The organism is Bacillus sp. FSL R5-0593 (assembly GCF_038603755.1).
Taxonomy (GTDB): domain Bacteria; phylum Bacillota; class Bacilli; order Bacillales; family Bacillaceae; genus Bacillus; species Bacillus velezensis.
In genome coordinates this window covers 237547-258414 of sequence record NZ_CP152011.1, presented here as the reverse complement: position 1 = coordinate 258414, position 20868 = coordinate 237547, and the positions used below count along the sequence as shown (strand labels likewise).

Genomic DNA, 20868 nt, shown 5'->3' with positions numbered 1-20868 from the left:
CTTTTTTATGCAGACGGCGTTTGATAGAACCGCCAATATTGGCGCGAGCCTTTATCCCGCACGGTAATGCCCAGTTTGGATATTTCCGCTTTCAGTTCTTTCGCATCAGCCTTTTCCTCCTCTTTCAGCGCCTTTTCTCTCGCTTTTAAAAGAGCATTTGCCCCTGGCTCCAAATCCGGCGTGTCCGGCACCCACCGTTTGTATTCTTCTTTAAAAGGATCTTCCGTCCCCAGCCAGACATACCCATGCGCGCGAAACGCATCAGCCGCTTTTTCAACCGCCGGCTCAAGCTTCTCCCGAAAAAGCTCCTGTCCTTCAGTGCCTAATAAGACAAGATGCTTCTCATCCGTAAACACACCGGAAATGCTGTCTTTCGAAAACACGCTTTCTTCATTATATATGGTTAAGGACACCTCGCTATCCGTCACGACTGCCACAAGAGTTTCTTTAAAAGCTGCCCGCGTCAGCCACACTCCCCCGATTAAGCCGATAACGGCGGTTGCAGCCGCAGCCTTCCATCCGTGAAAAGAAGCGATAATGTCCAGCGGCCCGTGAAAAGGCAGCCAATCCAATGTTACGGCCCACTTCGCAATGACCGGCAGAAACCATCCGATGACCAGCCCCAATAATGGCGGCACCAGAAAAACCAAAGCTTTTTCAACCGATGACAACTCAAGAACCGTCTGTTTTTTTTCGTCGTTCATGTTTCTCCTCCGTCTGTGTTTTTCACAACTATCCATTATACAAAGGGTTGGATGATTCTGTAAACTGTTTCCGAAACAATAAAAAGCCTCCCGACCGCCGGGAGGCTTTTTAAAACAGGAGCTCATATACTTCATTCAATTCCATCGTGCGCTTCTCATCCTGCTCGTTCTCAGCATATTTGATTTCCTTTTCAAGCACCTGATTCAGCGCGTCCATTTCCAAATCATTTAGATCTTTCACAAACTCGCCCTCATTTGCATAATGCTTCACCTGAAGCTTTTTATAAATCCCTCGGCACACATCATGCTCCAAGTGGTTCGAAAGCGACTCGCGCAAATAGCCGAGTGTCCTGTCCATCATGTAAGCCCTCCCTTTTCTTTAAGAATAGCTTCCCGGAAAGAGAGAAAAACTATACATGAAAGCACCGAACGGCTGTTTTAACTCTGTACCTGAATGGAGAAAAATCCGCTGCTTAACGGCGTGTACGGCCCGTTCAGCCCCGTTGCGGAGAAAGAGAACGTTCCTGAACTGACATAAGAAAGAGGAACACTGTAATATTTAATGTAGCCTGTAACGATATTGCCGTTTTTCGTATATTCATCTTCCAGCGCTTTTGACGTAAGATTTGTAATATTCGTTCCGTTGTTAAACGCCTGGATCGTGTTATTGTTCGGATACCCTTGGAAATATACGGCTAAATAACCCGTTGTACCCTTCATCGGTTTTGATGCGCTGATTTGGTTCGGCCCGATATTTTCCCATTGGTAACTCTGACCGTCAGACGTCACACCGATAATACGGATTTGTGTTAAAGCAGGAGCCGGCGCCGCAGACGCTGACGGAGCCCACAACCCGCTCACAAGCAACAAAGCAGCGGCGGCCGCGGCAAATAGCATAACGAGTCTCTTTTTCATGTTTCTTCCTCCCTGATGGTTCAAATTTATAATTATGTTAAATATTATAAGTTTTATTTTATCAGAGAAATCAATAGATAGACAGAATCAATCAGTCAAATTGGTGAACTTTTTATATAAAAAAGCTATCTCCTAAAGGAGATAGCTTATATAACATTATTTCTTTCCACACTCCAAAATTGTGTATTTACTCGGGGTCTGAATTACATTTAATAGTGTTAATCCGGCTTTCTCAATCAATTGTTCAAACTCGGTTTTCTTTCTGACTCTGCCGCCTGCAGAGCATACTAAAAATAATAAATCACGAAAAGCTTCTTCAGGGGACAGCTTGTCTGCTTCAGGCACATTTTCAACTATAATCAGCTTGGAATGATCAGACATGGCACCGGCTATATTTTCAAGAATAGCAACCACATGCTCATCATCCCAATCATTTAACACTTTGCTTATCACATACAAGTCTCCCCCGGAAGGAATTTCCTCAAACATACTCCCTTCCGTAAACTGACAGCGTTCGCTCATCTCTGAAGATGCTGAATGCTTTTTTGCACTTTGTATCGTTTTTGGAAGATCAAACAATATCCCCTTTGATTTAGGAGCAGCACCTAAAATGCCTGTTATTAACTGGCCCATTCCTCCCGCGACGTCTACGATAACATCAAACTTTTCAAATGAGTAAGCTTTCAATATGGATGGCAGACTCATTTTTGAATAAATCTCCATCGCCTTATCCATTGTTTTTAAGTAATCTTGATCAAGACTATTATTCTCATACCATTTATCGCCATAAATGGCTTCAAAAGCGGATTTGCCGGTTTTGATACTATAATCCATTTTAAACATAGACTGCACTACTGTTTCATGCAGCAGATATTCTACCAAAGGCTCAATGGATTTTGCTTTCCCAGGCATCAAAGTGGCACCATACTCTGTTACATCATAATAGCCATTTTGAGCTTGGGCGACCAAACCGACGGATTCCAGCGCTCTTAAGAGCCTGAATAAGGCAGAGGGGTTCAATTCAAGGGCTTCAGCTATCGCTTCCGCTGAAGCTGGTCCATTTTGAAAAGCGGAAAATACATCTAATTCTACCGCTGTTTTAACTGCCAGGGAAAACCCCAGCCCTGAAACCATTTGCATGACTGCGGCCTGAGGATATTTCTTCGGTACTTGTTTATCTTGCTGAACTGAATTGGTCATTTACGTTAACCTCCGATTAATTAAATGGTTTCTGCTGCTTTTTTGATATAATGCATATACTGATTGAGCAGATTTTCTACAGTACTCTTATGGTACTGATTTTGATTATATTCAATTCCAATGCTTAATTTTTTCTCTCTTACCAACACAATAAACTTAAACTTGTAATTCCAAATTTCATCTTCACTTATATCATTCCCGGTTGAAAGCGGAGAGACCGTAAAGCTTTCTGTGTGCAGTTCATTATCAAATTCGCCCATATAATTAAATGAAATGTCTGGTTTTGATTTCTCTTTTATACCTTGTTTTAAATATCTTAAAATACCATATCCTATCCCTTGATCAGGAATATTGGCTAAGGTCGAGTTAACATTATCTAAACTCGAACCGATATGATCTGAATCGGAGACCTCCAAAGCCACTGGATAGATTGCAGAAAATCTGCCTACTGTTCTGTAGATATTAAGCTTCTCACTCTGATGAGTGCGGCCATGGTTGCCTAAGTGCACGAGAGATGTATTACTGCCTGTTTGATGTTTTATTGTCAAACCTAAAGCTGTGAGCAAAACAGTCTCAATAGTGAAATGATCTTGTCCTTGAATCGCATTCATTATATCTTCAGTTTCCCGAACATTAAACTGCCTGTATACTTGTCTGTTATCTTTGACTTTGGCAATTTGCCCCTGAATATCAACCGGAATAGACGGAGCATAAACATTTTCGATTTTTGTCCAATACTCTTTCTCAAACAACAGCCGTTCACTTTCAGCATATTTATAGAGATAATCAGACCATTTTAAATACGAATCGGTTTTATTTGGTAATACAATGTCTTCGTTACTTTTAACTTGCTGATATGCTGTATTAAAATCTTCAAGCAGTATTCTCCAAGACATATGATCAATTATCATTTGGTGAATGACGATTAACAGATGTTCCCCATCTGCTTCCTTAATCAGTGCCAATTTAACAAGCGGTCCGTGAGTCAGATCCATACTGGCTTGTATTTGATTTATTTTCATTTTTAAATCTGATTGCGGCATGTTTATTGCATTAATCAGATGAAAGTCAAACAAGTCGCCGTCCGTCAGGCCTCTGATTACCTGTACCATTCTATCGCCTTTACGTTTGAATACTGTTCTCAGACTGTCATGATGCTGAATAATCCGGGTGAAAATGTCTTTTACAATGTCTTCGCCAAACCCGGCTTCCCTGTATAGCATAAAAGAAAGATTCCGATGGTGCAGAGTATCATTATGGCGTTCAGCCAGCCAGCATTGAATTGGCACAAGACCGGCTTCCCCCGTTATCACACTGTTATCAGATGCCGTTGTTATATAACTGACTTTATTCGAAACTCCTTCGATTGTCTGGTAATGAAAAATGTCTTTCACTTCCAGCCTAAGATTGTATTTTTCCATTCTGACCGCTGCTTGTATGGCTTTAATTGAGTCTCCGCCTAAAACGAAAAAATTATCTTTTATACTGATTTTAGAAACTTCAAGAATGTCGGACCAGACCTCACTGACGATTCGTTCAATCTCGTTTCTCGGAGCAATAAAGTGATGCAGCTCGGCATTATTTTCAGCTGGTAGCGGCAAACGTTTTACATCAGTCTTCCCATTGTTCGTCAACGGAATTTTATCTATGCCCATAATGACTGTCGGGACCATATATTCCGGCAGATATTCCAATAAGTATTCTTTTAGCTGAGAAGGCGGCTGCGTATCTTTACATACTGTATAGGCATATATCTGATCATTGTGAGCAATCGCAACCGCTTCTTGAACATTTTGGTGAGACAGCAGTCTGTTTACAATCTCATCCAGTTCAATTCTAAATCCTCTGATTTTTACTTGACGATCGATTCTTCCGGCAAATTCTATATTCCCATCCTCATTCCACTTGCCTAAATCTCCGGTTTTATACATTTTCTCACCAGAATGAACAAGATCCGGGATAAACTTAGCCTCGGTTAGTTCTTCACGATTGCAATAACCCCGTCCAACTCCTTCCCCTCCGATGTATAACTCTCCGATAACTCCCGGCGGCACAGGCTTCTGCTGTTTATCTAGTATGTAGATAGAACAGTTTTTTATCGGCGTGCCGATAGGGATCCTCTTTATATTGGAAATATTATCTGGGTTTATCGTATAAGATGCAGCATCAACACAGCATTCCGTCGGTCCATATACATTTGTTATATAAGGACGGTCATTCTTCTTAAATACTTTATAAAAACGCTTTACTTCTTCAGGTTTAAGCACTTCGCCGCCTATAATAAAATGTTTTACACCTATACGGCCACACTGCGGAGACTCAGAGAGCAGGCTGAGATAGGCTGGTGTTCCATCAGAAATATTTATTTTATTTTGGATATAGAACTCAGCAAGTTTCGTGATATCATGCCTGGCTTCTTCAGAGATGATGTAAAGAGAGTGTCCCAAAAGCAGCGCAGAAAAAATCTGTTTGACAGAAGCGTCAAAGGAAAAGGGTGCCAACAACGCTACATTCTGCCGCCCGCCATGTTTGCAGTAGATACGTTCATGCAGGGCTTCTGTTAAATTCACTATACTTTTATGTTCGATCATCACACCTTTTGGGTGTCCCGTTGATCCAGAAGTGTAGATGATATAGGCAAGGCTGTGCCGTTCCGCTCCTCCTTTAACATTTCTCCCGTCGTCTGGAACTGTTTCCAATTCATTCAGACAAACACTTTCTACTCCGTACCTTTGACAATGATTGTTACGATCCGTCAGTAACAAGCGGGCCCCGCTGTCTTTGAGCATATACTCAACTCTTTCTTGCGGATATGATGGATCAATTGGCAGATAAGCTGCTCCCGCTTTTAAAATTCCCATTACTCCGATGATAAAATCAGTGGTTCGGTCTGCAGCTATGCCCACTGCTTCATTCTTTTTGATACCTTTTTGAATGAGTGCTCTTCCAAGCCGGTTTGCATTTTTGTTCAGCTCACTATAAGTTAAGCTTCCGTCTTGTGCAGACACGGCTATTTGATTCGGCGTTGCTTCCGCCTGCTTCTCAAAAAGCTCACAGATAGATGCATCTGCGCCTCTGCTTCTCAGTGATCTTCCACTGCCACTGTAACTCAACATCTCGCGTCGTTCATTTTCTTCTAAAATGTTAATCTCCCCGATTAGTCCATTTTGACTTTCAACAATATGATTGAGAATCATTAAGAATCGATGTGAGAATTTTTCTACAGTTGTGCGCTTAAACAAGTTTGATGAATAAGTGAACTCAAACTTGATATCCTCTTCTGAAGGAAATGCTTGAAGCAAAAGATCAAATTTGGCTGTTTTGTTTTCGTAAGGATACGGCTTATATTTCAGCCCATTTACTTCAATTGCCGGATTATCCATCAGCTGAAGGACAAACATAACGTTGAAAAGAGCATTCTGGTTTATATCCCTCTCAAGGTTCAAATGGTCTACAAGCTCTTCAAAAGGATAATCTTGATTTTCATAAGCCAGAAGCGCATTATCCCTAACGGCTTCAAGCAGTTCTTTGAATGTTTTGTCGGCAGATGGTTTATTTCTCAGTGCCAGCGTATTTACAAACATTCCTATCATGTTTTCTAATTCTTTATGCTTTCTTCCGGCTACAGGTGTGCCGATAATAATATCTTCTTGACCAGTAAGTTTATGGAGAAGCACATTAAATGAAGCCATTAAAGTCATGAAAAGGGTGACTTTTTGTTTTGCGTTTAATTCTTTTAACTTGGCGGTCAGCTCTCTTCCTGCATAAAAATAGATTCGTTCACCTTGATCATCTCGTTCGGCTTCTCTTGAAAAATCTGCGGGCAGATTGAGAGCGGGAATTTCTCCTTTAAACTCATTTAACCAAAAATCTTTTTGTTTTTTCATTTCTTCAGTATGAAATAATTCATTTTGCCATTTCGCAAAATCTTTAAATTGAATGTTCAATGGCGGCAGTTCGTTGCCTTCGTATAAATTTATCAATTCCCTTTGGAGGATCGGGATAGACGCCCCATCCGCTATAATATGCTGTAAATCTATCATTAAAAGATGTTTTTGATGACTAATCTCGGCTAATCCTGCACGCAGTAAAGGAGCCTTTTCTACATCAAACGGGCGGACAAAATTAGCCATAAGGCTCTCTAATTCTTCGTCGGAGGTCTTGATTCTATCCATTTTAAATCGAACGTCTTTTTCTATGTTTTGCACAAGCTGCCCGTCTCTTAAAACTATGGACGTTCTTAAAACCTCATGCCTGATTATTAATTTTTTAAACGCATCTTCTAAACGTTTATCGTCCAACTCTCCTTCAATCATTAAAAAGAACGGGATATTATAAGAAGTGCTGTTTTTATTTAATTGATCTAGAATAAAAATTCTTTTCTGTGCAGATGATGCCTCATACCACTCAAAATCGCCTGCTTTGGGAATCACATTCACATCATTTGTCTTCCTCAGAGAATATTCATCCAAATAAGCTGAAAAGAGTTTTATATTCGAATGCTTTAGCAAGTCTGAAACTGAAAGCTCCGTTCCTTGCTGTTTATTGATAAAGTTGATGATTTCTATTGCTATGATTGAATCTCCGCCCATTTCATAAAAATCGGATGTAACATCGATCGGATTGATTCCAAGGGCATTTCCCCAAATTTGTCCTGCCATTAGCTCTGTTTCTGAATAACAGCCGTCTTCCCTGCCACTCAGTCTTATTATTTGAGGCTTGTTGACTGAGGGGTTATCTAGTGCATTGCTTATCGGTAATTTTTCAGGCAGTTTCACCCAATGTCTCTCCCGCAAAAATGCGTAACCCGGCAAGCTGATTTTTCTTCTTTTTTCTCCTTCATATATCTTTTCCCAATCGATCTCTGCACCTTTTTCATAGAGCTTGCTTATATCAATCAGAAGACTCTCATCTGTTCTCCCGCCTGCATTATAAGCCTTAAGTTTCTCTCCAGCAGCGGTACTTAGATCTCTATCGGGCTTAAAAGAAAATGCAGCTTCTTCTTGCTGAACCGGCGCTTCGAGCAGACTTTCAAGTTTTTCCTTCAGATCTTCGATGTCTTTTACGAGAAAACACACTCTATTCTCCAGATGTCTTCTTCCCGTATTCGCTGTATAACAAAGATCAGAGAGATTCAAATTGTTTTCTTCCGAGATAAAATGAAGATACTTTGATGCAATATCATTCAGGATGGACTTATTTTTTGCAGACAGAGTGAATACCTCTTTTACCTGTCTCTGTTCAGTCTCACCTATTATTCCAGGTGCTTCTTCCAATACAATATGACAGTTGGTTCCGTTGAAGCCAAACGAACTTACACCGGCTCTTCTTGGCGTCTCTCCTTTTTCCCAATTTCTTATCATGTCATTCACATAAACAGGTGAATTCGAAAAATTAATTAAAGGATTCGGTTCATTAAAGTTGATACTTGGGGGGATGACCTTCTCTTTTAAAGCCATGCATGCTTTAATGAGAGACGCCATGCCTGATGCCCCGACTGTATGGCCGATATTGGGTTTGACTGAACCTATACCGCAAAACTGCTTTTTATCGGTATATTTCTTAAACGCATTCGTTATCCCTTTGATCTCAATCGGGTCTCCCAAAATCGTGCCTGTTCCATGCGTTTCAATATAAGAAATAGTTTCCGGACTAATATTCGCATTCTTCCAGGCACGCGTAATCAATTTCTCTTGTGATTCAGCATTAGGAGCGGTGATTCCGTTAGAAGCCCCGTCATTATTCGTAGCGCTCCCTTTAATGACAGCATATATGTGGTCTCTGTCTTCTATTGCTCTATGTAAAGGTTTTAATACAATAGCAGAAATCCCCTCACCCCATGCTGTCCCCTTTGCATTTTTATCAAAAATGCTGATTTTAGCGTTTTCCGCTTCTATCTCGCTCATCGTACCTATATTTTCAGGTCTTAGAAATAAATTAACGCCTCCCGCTATAGCCATGCTGCATTCTTCATTTTTAAGTGCCTCACAAGCAAGATGAACCGAAACGAGTCCGGAAGAGCAGGCTGTATCAACAACCAGGCTTGGCCCTTTCAGATTAAAAATGTAGGAGGTCCTGCTTGCCAATATGCCGGGATAAGTACCTGTCATTGCAATCATATCCGCATCATTTACTAGGGAAGCATAGGAAAACTTCAAGTCACCGCTATGATCATGTCCAACGAAAATACCTGTATTCGAACCTTGTAACTTGTTCCCAGCATAACCGGAGTCTTCAATAGCGTGATAAACTGTCTCCAAAAACAATCTTTGTTTCGGATCCATAAGCATGGCTTCTCTTGGCGAAATTCTGAAAAATGATGAATCAAACTTATCAATTTCATCTAAGAAACCCGCTTTAAAATAAGAATTCTCATTCGCACTGGGCAGCAATGGATCAATATCTTTCCGCCGCTTCTTCGGTAAGTCCCGGATGCATGAGGCACGGTTCATAATGTTTTGCCAGTATTCTTTTGCATTATTGGCTTTTGAGAAACGGCAGGATATGCCGATAATGGCAATATCACATTGATTTTTCTTGGACTTATCTGATAATCCTTTCAAAATGCGCAAAGCCATTTCCCTGTCCATTTTTTGCTCTTTTACTTGCTCCAATACATATTGTTTTATAATCGAAATATCATCCACGATTAATCACCCCTATCGATTTTGATTCTATATAAAATATGAGAAGCATCATGGATATATAGAATAGCTGCTTCAATTGAAGAAGCAGCTTATTGAATTAGTTAATTTTTGTCTCAAACACCTTTCCATCTTCTTTACATAACACCTGCACTAGATTTCTTGCCTGTAAGACAACACTCGGAAGACCTCCTCCCACTTGACTCCAATGCCCAACCATATAAAAGTCTTTAAGTCCGGGAAGTGAACGTTTCAGTTTTTTCTCGTGTATGATGCCTTCCATCTGTTTTTCCCAGCCCTGCCAGCTTCCATTTCTATTATTTGTGTATCTTCTGATCGTATATGGGGTGGATACATCAGTCACGTCAATATTTGATTTAATTTCACCAAACCATTTGTCTAATTCATCAATCATTACATTCGCAATTGCTTTTTTCTCTTCTTCATATTTTTCGCGGTTGTTTTTTTGCAAAGTCTCCCAGTATTCAGCAGAAGTTTTCGCATACACGATAATACTCGTTTTGCCATCAGGTGCGAAGGAAGGATTTTCGTTATATATTTTCACAAATATGTTTTTAACGTTGTCACAGCCATAGCTATTAAGAGGCTGTTCTAATTCCAGGCTCAAATAATGAGGATATTTTTCAAACGTTTTTGATACGCCCAATCCGACATAAATTTGCGGTGCACTTGTTTTAAGGTTGTCATAACAAAATGTCAGTTCATCATCTGTATATTTTCCATCCAGCATTTCAAAAATAGTTTTATAGCCATCCGCTGCTGAAATGACGATATCTCCATAATGACACTGCCCGTTTTTCAACTCTATTCCGATCGCTTTATCATTTTCTACTAAAACCTTAGAAACAGGTGATTTATATTGAATCTCACCGCCTAATTCAACATATCTAGCTTCAATAATTTTTGCGAATTGCAGAGAACCTTCTACAGGATGTCCTGAAGATTTGCTATTAGCCCAGCCTAAAGTAGCCATAAAATAAGATATAGGGGTATCTACATTAAACCAAAACAGACGATTTACATTCTCTCTTACAAAACTGCTTTTAAAGCGCTGGGCGAATTCTTTGATCGTCACTTTTCCCCATTGCCCCATTACTTTCATGTAAGGGCCAGCCTTTGCTTTGAAGGCCTCAAAGTCTGCTAAATCGAACAGTTCGGGCGCTTTATCCAAATCCAGCTCTACATCAGAAACAACTCGAATGCCATCAGTTAAAAGCTTAATTGTTTCCGCATCTTCAGGTGCAACTCTTAAAAACTCCTGTTCTAATTTATCTACATCTGCATACAGCGTAAATGTATCACCATTTCTAAAGTTAACAACCGCAAATTCTTCATCATTAATGAATTCCATATTTTGTATTACGTTCAGTTCTTTCCAAAATTTATGGAACGTATTGTTAGGTCCTGAACCGACCAGCCAGCTGATACAACCGTCAAAAAAGTACCCTTTTCTCTTCCAGCCGGTACATAAACCACCCGGCAGCAAACCCATTTCAAAGATTTTCGTGCTGTATCCGTTCATTTGCAAGTAACAGCCCGCGGCCATTCCTGCAATACCGCCTCCGATTATGATTGCAGTCTTGTTTTCTTCTGTATTCTTCATTATTTTTCCCCTTTTCCGTAACTAGTTTTCTAGAATTTTCAATCCTTCTTGTATATTGATTTTGCCGTTCTCCAGGTCGTCAAATAGATTGTTGAGTTCTTGCTCAAGCCGATTTTCAGCAGTATCTTCTTCCGTTTCTTGCTGTGAATCTTTATTCAGCTGCTTGTCAATATACTCTGATAGCTCCACTACAGAGGAATATGTAAATATATCGGATATATCCACGATGTCAGGATATTGTTCATTAATCAGTTTTAACAGTTGGGTTGCCATAATAGAATCGCCGCCCATGGCGCTAAAGCTTTCATATAAATCTAGCTCTTGCATATCCAAAACCATAGAGTACATTTGCGCAATACTTTTTTCGGTATCGGAGTAAAGTTCTCCCTTTCCTTTCAGCACTATATCTTCAGTATCTGTTCTTCGACGTTTTTCTGCTTCGTTTTTTGTCCTGTTTTTATCTATTAATTTGTTTTTGATTTGCTCAGATAATTCAAAAGACAATTCATCCTTCGCAAAAGCGAGGAGCTTCATATTTAATGTACCTGGAATGATATTAGTAAGCTTATTCGATGCTATTTCTTCTAAAACGGAAATAGCCCTTTCTACCGTCAATAATCTGAAAATAGAGCTCTCATCAGTAATTCCATAATCGACAGCTATGCCGACCTCATCCCAAGCCGGCCAGTTAATTGACAGCGTGTTTTTTCCCTGTTTGTTTTGCATATAAGCAAAGGAATCTAAATAAGCATTTGCAGCTGTATAATCTCCCTGTCCGGCACCTCCGAAAATAGAATTAATTGAGGAGAACAAAATCGTGAAATCTAAATCTACGTCTCTCGTTAAATGATTGATAACCCATGTTCCATTAATTTTAGGAGCGAGCACTTCTTTAAAAATATTAGCTTCTTTTCTAAAGAGGAAACCGTCCCCGGCAACTCCGGCACAATGGAACACGCCATTGATCGTACCGTATTTCTGTTTTATTTCTTCAATTACCGGCCCCATGCTGTTTAAGTCAGAAACTTCACAGCTGTAGCAATCAACTTTAGAACCCATTGACTCGATAGCTCTGATGGACTTCAGTTTTCTGCAAAGCTTTAAATCCGTTCCATCAGCAATGATGTCGTCCCATCGGCTTTGATCAGGCAGTTTAGAGCGATTGAGCAATACAGCATTGACGTTATGTTTTCCAGCCAGGTGCTTTGCGATCTCCAAACCGATTCCGCCGGTGCCGCCGGTAATCATATAGACACCGTTTTCTTTAATTTCCAAACCGCCGTGTTTCTTATTCTTTATTGGTTCAACCGTATCCAACCGACTGATATACCGCTTACCATCCCTAAAGGCGACTTGATAGTGTTTCCCTTTTGTTCTTAACTCCTCACTAATAATTTCCGGTGAAGTATGTTCATCAATATCAATTGCTTTACATGAAACATTTTGGAACTCCTGCGAAATAACACGTCCCAGACCAAACAACGCGGCGCCCAATGGATTGATTGTATTTTCTTCTCCGGACACTTCTGTCACAAGATCAGAAATAAGATGCAAATTAATATTGCTTTTCATCTTATTCTTACTTAACCCCCGGACTAAGCGGAACAGGCTGTATACGCCTTTATTCTGCATGTCTTCTAAATCTGTTAATGATTCCGTTCCTTGGCGGCTGATAGAAGACATATGTATAATGCTGCTGATATTTTGATCGTTTATGCTATGCAATAATTGAACATAGTCTTCTTCTGATCCGCTAATTAGAAATTTCCGCCCATTTATCTTCTGAAACTCATCCCCAAACTCCACTTCAATAACATCATCGTCACGAATTTTCAACTGTTCCAGTATAGATTTATAAATTTCCATGTTGTCTTTAAATAACAGTACAGGACCTGTTACCTCTGTTTTTTCTTCTTCAAAAGCTTCTTGCGCCATCCATTTTAATTGATAAAGTGATTCAGAACTTTCTTCAAAAAGGGCATTAATCCGATTTACTTTTTTTAATACATAATCGGTGATTTCTGCAAAAACATGTCCTTCTGTATCTATTAACTGAATATCACACAGCTTTGTCTCTTTGCTGCTTGCGTTCTTTTTGACAAACGCATAAAAATGCTGCGGCATTCTTGAGTAAATCTTCACACTTTTATATGAAAAAGGAAGGAATGTACTATCGTCATCATCTTCTCCAATAAACACGTTCACCGCATTATCTAGCAAAGCGGGATGTAAAAAGACGTCTTTTAAATCTGTTGTAAATTCATCAGCCAATTTTAATTCGGCCAATTGTTCATCAGGGCCCAGTATGACTTCTTTGAAGTTCAGCCACCTCGGTCCGAAAGTAAAGACTTTGCTGATTAAACCATTTTTATTTTCATAATTGACTTTTATCTTCTCTCTGTTACTGTCATTCCTAACAGAGTCTAAATCAAACATTGATACAGAGTCCGTTAATGGAAACGCTTTTCCTTCTGCATGTGTAATCCAGGTTTCTCCTTCCTGACTGGCTATTATAAATTGAATAAATTCTTTCTTTTTCTTAATGATTGTGTGTACAACCTTATTCTCACCCTCATTTACCGTTAACGGAGTGAAGAAGATAATATCTCGTAATTCTAATTGATTGCTTTTATAGTAAGTGGCACTTGCTCTTCTTCCCATTTCGATATAAGTCGTTCCCGGAATAACACAAGCCCCCATGATTTTATGGTCACTTAAAACCCAATCCTTATTCACATTAAATGTCGTTGAATAAATCGTCTCATTCATTGAATCAGCCAAACACTGGTCAATCAGCGGGTGACTGATATTTTTCTGATGCGGCGCTTCACCTCTTCTGTCCTTTACTTCTCCCCAGCATAATGTTCTTTCAAATTGGTATGTCGGAAGACTGACAATCTTTCTGTGCTCATCCTTGTACATTTTTGTCCATTCTACTTTTGCTCCTCTGATATACAGGTTGCAAATTTCCGTAAGGTTTAGCAGTAAATATTCATCCCCTTCAGTAAGAATGTCATGTATCAAATTGTCAGATTGAGCATTCATTTTTCGATGTTCAGATAAGGAAATTTCTCCTTCATCCATAATCTGTTTTCTATCAGAACCAACTTTATGGAAAGAAAAATATACGCCTTTTTCTGATATTTCATTCAGGTTTTGTCCTGCAAGCCTGCCGATTTTTCTCTTTAATTCTTCGTAACTTTTTACAATCAGAGCCAATCGGTAGCCGTAATGGCCCCGCCCTGTGTTTGCCGTATAGCAAATGTGTTTTACGTTTTTTTGAGTTCCTTTTTTAAAGAATTCATTATATTCCTTGATGAGTTTCATTAAAGAATTCTCTGTTTTAGCTGATAAAGTAAATATCTCAAATGTTTCATTTGCAGGAATGACCTCTTCAACCTCATCTCCAGCATCTTCAATCACTACATGTGAATTGGTCCCCACAAAGCCGAAAGAACTGATTCCCGCTCTCCTCGGTGAGTTATTTTTAGGCCATTCATGGGCTTTGTCTGTAACAAATACAGGTGACTTCACAAAGTTAATCAATGAATTCGGTTCTTTAAAATTAATACTCGGAGGGATGACTTGATGCTTCATAGACAGAACGATCTTGATAAGTGACGCCAAACCCGAAACGGCAACAGTATGGCCAATATTAGATTTAACAGATCCGATCCCGCAAAACTGCAACTTGTCCGTATATTTTGAAAACGCATTGGAAATCCCCTTTATTTCAATTGGATCTCCAAGCTTTGTGCCTGTACCGTGCGCTTCGATATATTGAATGGTTTCGGGATCAATTTGAGCATTTTCCCATGCCTGAACCAGTACTTCTTCCTGGGCGATGGCATTTGGAGCTGTCAATCCGTTTGAGGCCCCGTCATTATTAACTGCACTCCCTTTGATAACAGCATAAATATGATCTCCGTCCTGCTTGGCTTTACTTAAAGGTTTTAAGATGACTGCCGCTACTCCGTCACTGAAAAATGTCCCGTCTGCGTCTTTATCAAATGAGTGTACTTTATCACTTACTGATTCCATCATTGATTTTTTGGACGTTTTGAAGCGCGGAAAGAATCCTAATGAAATTCCGCTGACAATAGACATATCGCATTCTTTATTTTTCAAAGCATTACAGGCAAGATGCACACCAAGCAGCCCCGAGCTGCAAGCAGAATCCAAAACCATAGAACTTCCTTTTAAATTTAATAAATAATTAATCCGCCCCGCCATCAAACCCGGCCAGTTGCCCGTCATACTTGTCGATTCTGATTCTGTAATGTAGCGGTACAACGTATTATTGACATGGTCTTTTCCAACAAAGAGCGATGTGTTGCTTCCATAAATTTTGTCCCCTGCATACCCTGCATCTTCAATCGCAGTCCATACCGTCTCCAGCAATACTCTATGAGACGGGTCAATGGCCTTTGCTTCTTTAGGAGAAATATTAAAAAATTCAGGATCGAACTTGTCTACATCTTCTAAATATCCGCCAGGTTTCCAGTTATCTGCTTGTTCTTCCGTCAGATATCCTGAACCGAGAAAATCAGTAAACCCTTTATTGTTTACGATCGGCTTAATGTAATTGATCATATCTTTTGGATATTCCGCCTTGCAGTCTTCTCCATTCATCAGATTCTGCCAGTATTCATCTGTATTGTTTGCTTTCGGCAGTCTGCAGGAAATTCCAATGATAGCAATATCTTCATTGCTGCTTGCAGCCTTTAATTCTTTTAGCATTCGCTTTGCTTCTTTCTGGCTTAGCTTATGCTGTTTCACTTGTTCAAATATATAAGATTGAACGCTATTCATTACGGATCACTCCCGCTTTCTTTCTAAGAAAATTTTTGATAGGAAGGGTAATAAGATCTACAATTTTACCTTAAAATGGAATTCAGTTCCCATAATAATGTGATAGGCAGGCTGCTTTTTCTTCATTCCATTCGCAGCCTGCCAATATTCCATTTGCGAATATATTTTTACAGGCCCAATTCAGTTATTTTCGGTCTGGATGAAATATTTGATTTGCTTCGCTGACTTCCATCTCTCCGGATGCCAGCTTATTCAAAATTGCATCCAGGTCATCTTCATTGTCTTCTTCAGGGATTCGGTCAGAAGACTTCTGATCACTGAAGTGGGATTCAAGGTAGGTTGACATCTCCTTAATGGAGGGATACGTAAAAATATCAGAAACATCAATGAGAGAAGGCCATTCTTTCTCTATTTCTTTTACCAGATATATCGCGGATATTGAATCTCCGCCCAAATCATAAAATTTATCAGTTATACTGATTTGTTCTAAGCCTAAAACTTTTATCCAAGCTTTCATTAGTTTATTTTCAATATCGCTGAAGCAAAATGTCTGATCAGTTTTCGACTCAACAGATTTTTTTACAATCGCCTGCTCCTTAAAAGTCAAAATATCCGGGGATAATCGGAACTGAATTTGATCTTGATTTAATTCCAGTACCCGATGATCAATTTCCCCGATGATCACATTCCGGATGTCCTTTTGCATGACTTCATCGAAGGCACGTATCGCTTCAGCTGAGGTAATCGTCTTAAAGCCGTTTTCATCTTTATGTTCGTTTCCGGCCTTTTGACGCTCTTCAATATATTCGGCAAGCATACCCACATCAGACCAGCCGCACCAATTAATCGTAACTGTTTTTTCATCCGGTCTTCTTCGCTGTCTGCGTTCTGCGAAGGAATCCAAGTAGGCATTAGCCGCAGTATAATCAGCCTGCCCCATACTCCCCGCAAGTGCTGTGATAGAAGAAAACATTATGAAGAAATCCAGATGCTCATGCTTTGTCAGCTCGTTTAATATCCATGTTCCATTAACTTTCGGTCTGAGCACGTTATCAAACACTTTTTTTTCCTTTCTGAAAATAAACCCATCTCCAGAAACACCAGCACTATGTATGACACCGTGGATTGTATTGTATTTACTCTTTATTTCCTCGAATACATGAATCATTTCACTTTCATTTGCGACATCGGCCTTATAGTAATCTACCTTAGAACCGCTTTCTTTTATTTCTTTTAGAGCATCGATTTTCTTTTTGTTTCCCTTCTCCATGTTGATCTGCTGCTCGGAGCGTCCAATGAGGATTAATTGGACATTTTCTTTTGATGATAAATACTTGGCCATTTCTAATCCCAGTCCGCCCATACCGCCGGTAATAACATATACACCGTTCTTTCTGATGCTTATTTTCCCTTCCCGAATTACGGATAAGTCTTCAGTCTGGAGCTCTTGAACGTATTTATGCCGGTCTCTGTAAGCGACAAGCTCTGACTGTTTTTTTGAGTTGATTTCAAACATGATGTTTTCCGCCATAAGATTTTGATCCAAATCTATGCATCTGACACTTACACGCGAATATTCCTTTTCAATTACTTTTCCAAAACCGAAAAATGCCGCGTTATGCGGGTTAATGTCTGGTTCTTCACCGCTTACTTGATGTGCAAGGTCTGCAAACAGCATCAGTTCTATGTTATTTTTTGTATTTTCTACAAGTGATTTTGTTAAATAAAATAAACTGTCTACCCCTGAGGATATTTTTTTCTGAAGCTGATATATGTTTTTGTCTTTCTCATCGCTGATAGACATCAAATGGACAATCTGAGAAACCTTTTCACTTTGAAGAGTTTTTACAAGACAGTCATAATCTTCTTGAGAATCACTGACTGTATAATGATGGCTTCCGATTTTAGAGAAATAGTCACCCTGTTCCGCGACAATCACAGTTTTCCCTTCCAGTTCTAAGCTTCGAATGATTTCCTCGGATAAACTGCAGCCATTATTCTTAAATAATAAAATAGGATGATGAATTTCTCGCATCTCGTGTGATTGATCGCTTTCTCTTATCCAAGATAGCTTATGATATATATTGTTTCTTTTAGTCTTTTCAGCTGCTTTATGCACCCTTTTTACGATGTAATTGTTTATTTCACCGAATACTTCTCCAGTCTCATTCAGCAGGACGATGCGAAACGTTCCTGTTTCTCCGTTGCTTCGGCTCTTTTTCTTGATATAACTGTAAAACTTTTTAGAAGCGGAGCCATAAATCTTAAATTCTTTATAAAAATAAGGGAGATAGGTTTCGTTATCTATCGTGAATGTCCCGGCATTAACGGCACAATCCATCATCGCAGGATGAAGCGAAAACTGAACGAAATCACTCTCATATTCTTTCGGCAATTCCAATTCACATAGAAGCCTGTCGTCGTCTCTGTAGATTGCATTGGTGCATTTCCATCTGCCTCCGACTTGAACGATGCTTTCCGGTCTATTGGTATCTTCTATATGATAAACCGACTTGTATTCATCGGTGTTTATTTCTGTCAATGGATGATTATTACGTTGAATGGCATAGACAGCATTGAAGCTTTTCTTTAAATCCTCAATGTCATATGTTTCCCGTACCGGTTCTTCTTTCGCAATGACCGCTTCCGCGTGCTTTATCCATTTATCGCCGGACTTACTTATCACACTAAACTCTAAAACGCTGTCCTTTTTCTTTATGATCGTATGAACTTCTTTAACTTCATTTGCTTTTACCTTTAACTGATTTGAAAACGTAACGTCTTTTAACAGAATGCCGACAGGTTCGCCGAAGTATTTTCTTCCCGCTTCTCTAGCTGTTTCTATATAAACCGTTCCAGGGATAACGTAAGAATCATTCACTTTATGTTCATTTAAAAACCAATAATCAGTGACATTCAAATGGGATATATACACTTCCAGATTCAGTGACTGCACTGCAAGATTGCTCAATAAAGATTGTTTTTTCTCATCGGCTGAAGGGCCGTCTGCAGCCGGCTCAGCCCATAATCTTTTTCCGCTGAATTTGTATGTCGGCAAGCTGACCTTTTGAAAATTCATCTCGCTATAAAGATCTTCAAAGTTGATATTCGCCCCATCACAATACATTTCACATAAAATATGTGAGTCAGAGGTTGAAATATTAGAGACGTTTTGTCTGACTCTTTGAATCACATTTTTTATTGTTTGAGTATTCTGCACACTGTCTGTATGCGTTTTTCCTATAAACTTTGTTTGATTTGTTATCGATTGAAAGTATATATTTTTCTCCCGATACGTTTTCCATTCAGAGCATGATAAAAACTCCAGCTTTTCCAGCAGTTCCGCGACAGAGCTTATTACCATAGCGATTCTGTATTTGTTTGGCAATCTCCCAGTGTTTGCTGTATAACATATATCTCCCAGATTCACATCTGTTTCTCTCTTTAAATAATCTATATGATCTGTAAGCAAGTGCGCGAGTGATGTTTTAGTCCTAGCTGAAACAGTAAAAATATGTTCAGATAAAACGGATTGATCGACTTTTTCAACTGCGGGTGCCTCTTCTAAAATGACATGACAGTTTGTACCGCTCAGCCCAAAACTGCTGATGCCGCACCTGTATACTCCGCTGCTCTCCCATGCTGAAACGGAGTCATTGACGTAAACAGGCGATTCATGAAAATTGATATTTCGGTTCGGCACTTTAAAATGTAAACTTGGCGGAATTTTTTTATGCTTTAATGCCATTACCGCTTTAATTAAACCCGCTATTCCCGCCAAACTATCAAGATGCCCGATGTTTGTTTTGACTGAAGATACGGCACAGAACTGTTTTCGGTCTGTATATTTTCTGAAAGCCCGTTGCAACGCATTTATTTCAATCGGATCCCCTAATTTGGTCCCTGTCCCATGAGCTTCAATATATGTAATTGTTTTAGGATCTATTTTTGCATTTTTCCACGCATCTACTATTACTTGTTCTTGAGCTGCTGCGTTAGGAGCGGTAATTCCTACTGAGCTGCCGTCCTGGTTAACAGCGCTCCCCTTAATGACTGCATAGATCTGGTCATGATCACGAATCGCTTGGGCCAGCGGCTTCAGCAATACGGCAGCGACTCCTTCGCCGCTATTCGTGCCGTCAGCTGAATCATCGAAAGTCCTTACAGCAAAATCAGATGAAGAATTCCCGATATTTAACCTGCTCTCCTCTATTGTCTTGGGGAATACTTTTATGTTCACTCCGCCGGCTAATGCCATATCGCAATCCTTATTTCTTATTGCCTGACAAGCCGTATGGAGGGCGACAAGCGATGAAGAGCATGCAGTATCGATTACCATTGCTGGCCCTTTAAAATCCAAGATATATGACAGTCTGCTTGCGATAACTGATTTAATGTTACCCGCGGTAGCCAGTCCGAGTAACGATTGATCTCCTTTTTCAAGCAATCTGAAGTATTCATTTGAGCCGTCACTGCTGAGTCCAATGTATACTCCCGTATTTGTCCCACATAATTTTCCGCCGCCGTAACCCCCGTCTTCCAATGCATTCCAGGCCGTTTCAATAAATAATCTTTGTCTGGGATCAATCAACTTTGCTTCATTTGGAAGGATACTGAAAAAGTCACAATCAAATTTATCAATCTCATCCATATAGGCTATTTTTGTATAGGCTGCATCTTTACTGTACTTGGTTCCGCTGTTTTTTAATGACTGGTCAGCATCTTTTTTTCTGTTCAGCGGAATGTCTCTGATGAACTCTTTTCCTCGTAAAAGTAAATCCCAATATTCATTTACGTGATTGGCTTCGCCGATTCTGCATGATAAACCGACAATGGCAATGTCATCTCCGGAAATGTCTTTGGCCCCTTCCTCGTTTTTTTGTTTCTTTACATTCAGAGTTTGATTTGTAAAAGCGGCCGCTTTTAAATTACTTAAACTTATAAAGTCTGTTTTCATTTTTTTACCTCG

At 39.6% G+C, this 20868-nt stretch carries 8 protein-coding genes; all 8 read right to left on the bottom strand.

Features of this window, described 5'->3' with window-relative positions:
• Positions 1–5 precede the first annotated feature (5 nt).
• Complete coding sequence (locus tag NYE36_RS01285) at positions 6–704, bottom strand: hypothetical protein (RefSeq protein WP_094032884.1); 699 nt, start codon at positions 702–704, stop codon at positions 6–8.
• Between the two features lie 109 nt (positions 705–813).
• A complete protein-coding gene (locus tag NYE36_RS01280; RefSeq protein ID WP_007408989.1) occupies positions 814–1062 on the bottom strand; it encodes a sigma-G-dependent sporulation-specific acid-soluble spore protein CsgA in 249 nt (82 codons plus the stop codon).
• 80 nt (positions 1063–1142) lie between these two features.
• Positions 1143–1619 carry a DUF4879 domain-containing protein gene (locus NYE36_RS01275; RefSeq protein WP_094032883.1) on the bottom strand — a complete coding sequence of 159 codons (477 nt, stop codon included), beginning with the start codon at positions 1617–1619 and terminating at the stop codon, positions 1143–1145.
• A gap of 156 nt (positions 1620–1775) precedes the next feature.
• Complete coding sequence (locus tag NYE36_RS01270) at positions 1776–2819, bottom strand: methyltransferase (protein ID WP_094032882.1); 1044 nt, start codon at positions 2817–2819, stop codon at positions 1776–1778.
• Positions 2820–2839: 20 nt separating this feature from the next.
• Positions 2840–9466: an amino acid adenylation domain-containing protein gene (locus NYE36_RS01265; RefSeq protein ID WP_342496874.1), complete on the bottom strand. Its 6627-nt coding sequence runs from the start codon at positions 9464–9466 to the stop codon at positions 2840–2842.
• A gap of 97 nt (positions 9467–9563) precedes the next feature.
• Complete coding sequence (locus NYE36_RS01260; RefSeq protein WP_053573785.1) at positions 9564–11087, bottom strand: FAD-dependent oxidoreductase; 1524 nt, start codon at positions 11085–11087, stop codon at positions 9564–9566.
• 21 nt (positions 11088–11108) lie between these two features.
• Positions 11109–15899 carry a type I polyketide synthase gene (locus NYE36_RS01255; protein ID WP_113766584.1) on the bottom strand — a complete coding sequence of 1597 codons (4791 nt, stop codon included), beginning with the start codon at positions 15897–15899 and terminating at the stop codon, positions 11109–11111.
• 184 nt (positions 15900–16083) lie between these two features.
• Positions 16084–20856 carry a type I polyketide synthase gene (locus NYE36_RS01250; protein WP_061861109.1) on the bottom strand — a complete coding sequence of 1591 codons (4773 nt, stop codon included), beginning with the start codon at positions 20854–20856 and terminating at the stop codon, positions 16084–16086.
• Positions 20857–20868 lie beyond the last annotated feature (12 nt).

Excerpts from the sequence above, each read along its gene's own strand:
- NYE36_RS01285 (WP_094032884.1), bottom strand. The coding sequence starts at position 704 with ATGAACGACGAAAAAAAACAGACGGTTCTTGAGTTGTCATCGGTTGAA.
- NYE36_RS01280 (WP_007408989.1), bottom strand. The coding sequence starts at position 1,062 with ATGGACAGGACACTCGGCTATTTGCGCGAGTCGCTTTCGAACCACTTG.
- NYE36_RS01275 (WP_094032883.1), bottom strand. The coding sequence starts at position 1,619 with ATGAAAAAGAGACTCGTTATGCTATTTGCCGCGGCCGCCGCTGCTTTG.
- NYE36_RS01270 (WP_094032882.1), bottom strand. The coding sequence starts at position 2,819 with ATGACCAATTCAGTTCAGCAAGATAAACAAGTACCGAAGAAATATCCT.
- NYE36_RS01260 (WP_053573785.1), bottom strand. The coding sequence starts at position 11,087 with ATGAAGAATACAGAAGAAAACAAGACTGCAATCATAATCGGAGGCGGT.
- NYE36_RS01255 (WP_113766584.1), bottom strand. The coding sequence starts at position 15,899 with ATGAATAGCGTTCAATCTTATATATTTGAACAAGTGAAACAGCATAAG.
- NYE36_RS01250 (WP_061861109.1), bottom strand. The coding sequence starts at position 20,856 with ATGAAAACAGACTTTATAAGTTTAAGTAATTTAAAAGCGGCCGCTTTT.